Genomic DNA, 3,441 nt, shown 5'->3' on the forward strand with positions numbered 1-3,441 from the left:
TGGAATGTCGGAAGCAGCGTTGAACTTTTGTGGTTATGCCATTCATCATAGTCCAGGACCTGCCCTTTATGTGATGCCGACCGTTGAGACCGCTAAGAAACTGTCAAAGTCTCGTCTTGATCCGATGATTTCAGCTAGCCCTGCTTTAAGTGAACGCATTGCTCCTGCTCGTGCAAGAGACAGTGGAAATACAATGTTTTCAAAGGAATTTTATGGGGGGACATTGATGATTACAGGAGCAAATAGTGCTGCTGGATTGCGTTCTTCTCCTATTCGCTATTTGGTTTTGGATGAAGTCGATGCTTACCCATTAAATGTCGATAATGAAGGCGATCCTGTAACAATTGCTGAAAAACGAACCTCTGCTTTTATTCAACGTAAAATTTTTAAATTGTCCACGCCGACACACCGTGACACAAGCCGTATCGCCAAGGATTTTATGCTTGGTGATCAGAGATATTACAATGTTCCTTGTGATGCGTGTGGTACGCTACAACCGATTGTTTGGTCACAAATCAAGTGGCAAAAAGGCGCCCCCGAAAAAGCTGTTTTTGTTTGTGCGCATTGTGGTCATGAACATGCCGAACATCGTAAGTCCACCTTAATGGCAGAAGAAAACGGTGCTTGCTGGATCGCAACACAGGAGTCAAGTAAGNCACAGTGCTTGGACTTTAGACACAAGATTTAAAAGAACCTCTGTATGTCTCTTCTTTTAAAAATTATAGAGCAAAAACCCTCAAAGATACTTCGTAAACCTTCTGTTGGTACGATAAGATCTTTGAAGGTTTTAAGAATAACAAAAGATTACAATGACTTCATTGTTTTATGCAGTTGTTTTTAACGAAAGGATTCCATTCATAGCGTATGGTCGGTCGACCGCTTTGAGAGCTATTTTCCACTGATATTTGACGAATATGATTGGAACGACATAAGAGCTCTAAAGCTTGCTTAACGGCTCTATTATCTGTTAAACCGGTCCAACTTCTTTGATGAATATCACGTAAAGTAAAAACATCGGGTAAATGATCACAGCGCTCGACAATCAATTTTGCCCCCTCTGTTGCTAAGCTATCCGCCGCCGCATAGAGCCTTTTGACATGACTTAACAAATATTTTTCCCATCGCAAGGCTGTTTGAAGAGCATCTTTATTGATTTCAAAACGCCCCCCTTCGGTTAATTCAAAAATCAATGCAAGGCTTACTATGGTCTTAGGCATTTTCAAAAGATGCGCTTGTAAGCTTTCAGAAAGGTTGTTCTCTTTGGCTTCTTTAAAAATCTTTTACATCCATTCACGAAAGATCTCTTGAGCTTCAGCAGAAAAGCGCATCACAAGAGGGTGTTCTGGTGAACCAAGGGGTTTATCATAAAGAGAACGAAATGCCCCTTCATAAGTTTCCCATGCCTCTTGATTGGGCGGTCTATCAACCCATTTCCAATCTTTTGTCTCATCGGGAAAGACCAGCATTTGAAAGCGTTGTAAGAAACCATCATTGCCTTTGCCATATAAAACATTGCGTATAAAGGGCAGAATGCGAGAGGGTTGAATGCCCCCTATAATAGAAACGGTTGCATTGGGAATAAAAATGGTTCCCCGCCCAATCCGGTCATAAGTAAATTGACCATCTCCATTAAAAGCTTCCAAATAAAAGGCACGGTCTGTTTGATATTCCTTGCGTTCCATATCTGTTAAGAAACCGGATAATTCATCACGCACCATCAAGAGACCACGGGGGTTTTCTTTTAAAAGTTCCCCAAGCTTTTCAACGGTCACATCATTGACAATAAAACGAGAGACATCCTCATCACGCGCATTGTCTTTAGAGAGGGTTTCAGACAAAAGAGCATGGGCTGTTTCAAGATCTCCTTTTTTTATTGCTTTATGGGCTTGTTTTTTCTTTTCGGATTTGTCTAAAGTTTCAAGTATCTCTTCAATTTCTTGTTTCTCTTTTTGCTTTAGCCAGTCTTTATACCATTTCTTTTGAAGGCAAGTGATAGGAGTTAAAGCGGCTTGCATGGTAGGTGTTTTCATGGTTGAAGGTTGACCAATAAGAGCGCCCCAGAGATTAGGCACCACAATCCAATCATCATGTTGTTTTGGAGCAACCCGCACGCCATTGCCAATGAGAGCAGCCAAAGCACAGAGAGCAGAGACAGCAATAAAATCCATAGGGGCTTGTTGACGCTCTGAAACGTCGTAAACATAATCCATGAATGGCATTGGGAGTTGTAATGGGTCAAAAGGCTCGACGGGTAAGAGAGTATATTCAAGTGGTTTTAATTCCCCCCAACCGTTTTGTTGCAATGCTTGCTTATAAGGAATAGCATCTAAACAAGTATTATCATTTAAAGAAACATTATCGTTATCATTGCATGAAACATTTTGATTGTTGGTATCGACAATATTGTTTTTATTCTCTTTCATTATTTACACCTTTCAGTATCAAAACATCATTGAAATCTAGACCGTAGGGGGCTTGCATGATAAAAACCTCAAAGCCTTGTCTATAAGCGCGCGCAGCGAGGGAAAAACCTGCTTTACGACCCGCTTCATCACCATCCATTGCAATTGTCAGACGGGCTTTGGTTTTGGGTAAATTCACATGCCTCATGCCATGGGTTGAAAGGGACGCCCATAAATTCACGGGCTCTGTTAACAACCCAGACAGCAAAGCCAAACCGGTTTCAATGCCCTCACAAATGACCAGATGTTTTGGATTACCTTGACTTAAATGCACAGCACACCCGTGACAGATCCCAACATGGCTTTGGCTGGTTTTTGATCTGTTTTACAGCCATTGTTTTGTAAAAAAGTTCTATGAATAGCAAAGGAGCCAGCCTCCTTAACAAGAGCAATCAACGCGGGCAGTTTAACTCCAGAGTGGTGTGGACATTTGCTATGAAAGCGTAAATCAGCAGGCAAATCACACGTGATCCCACGCATGCGTAAATAGGTTTCTGCTAAAGTATTTTTGATTGGTTGGCTTTGTTGCCAAATTACTTTTGCTCTCTCTGCTTTCCTTTTTGCTTGTTTGAGATCAGCACAAAACTGTTTTGAGAAAGAAAGCGTATGAGCATAAGCTTGTTTTCCAAGCAACCCAATTCTAATAAGCGCTTGTATGATCTCTCTAAAAGAGCAACCAGCATAACAATAGAGTAAAAGACGCCCATCATTTCCATAAGAAATAGATAAACTAGGCAACCTATCATCATGAGCAGGGCAACGGGCGGTTCCATAACGCCCATGCCAAACCCCACGCAAGGCACGTGTGATACCTTGCGCATTCTTAAAAGAACACATCATTGTAAATCCTATAACGTTGCGTCATAGGACGGATTGTGCTATCTCTAGATTGATGAGTTTGAGAAAGCCTTGTCCGTCCTTACGTGACAAGGTTTTTTTATGCCGCGTCATTTTGACGTTGCTGTTTCGCTTGCTCGAT

The 3,441-nt window shown here is 41.6% G+C and carries 3 pseudogenes; 1 reads left to right on the forward strand and 2 read right to left on the reverse strand.

What is annotated here, in order from left to right:
* A pseudogene (locus ACFIMX_RS08600) lies at positions 1-655 on the forward strand (phage terminase large subunit family protein); the annotation flags it as partial.
* Positions 656-815: 160 nt separating this feature from the next.
* Here the strand turns inward: ACFIMX_RS08600 and ACFIMX_RS08605 are convergent.
* Both ACFIMX_RS08605 and ACFIMX_RS08610 read right to left on the reverse strand, forming a co-directional pair.
* Positions 816-2,423 (reverse strand): annotated as a pseudogene (locus tag ACFIMX_RS08605) (YfjI family protein).
* Positions 2,410-3,302 (reverse strand): annotated as a pseudogene (locus tag ACFIMX_RS08610) (toprim domain-containing protein). Before ACFIMX_RS08610 ends, ACFIMX_RS08605 begins: the two co-directional pseudogenes overlap by 14 nt.
* Positions 3,303-3,441 lie beyond the last annotated feature (139 nt).

Source organism: Bartonella sp. AD24XZML (assembly GCF_042196485.1).
Lineage (GTDB): Bacteria > Pseudomonadota > Alphaproteobacteria > Rhizobiales > Rhizobiaceae > Bartonella.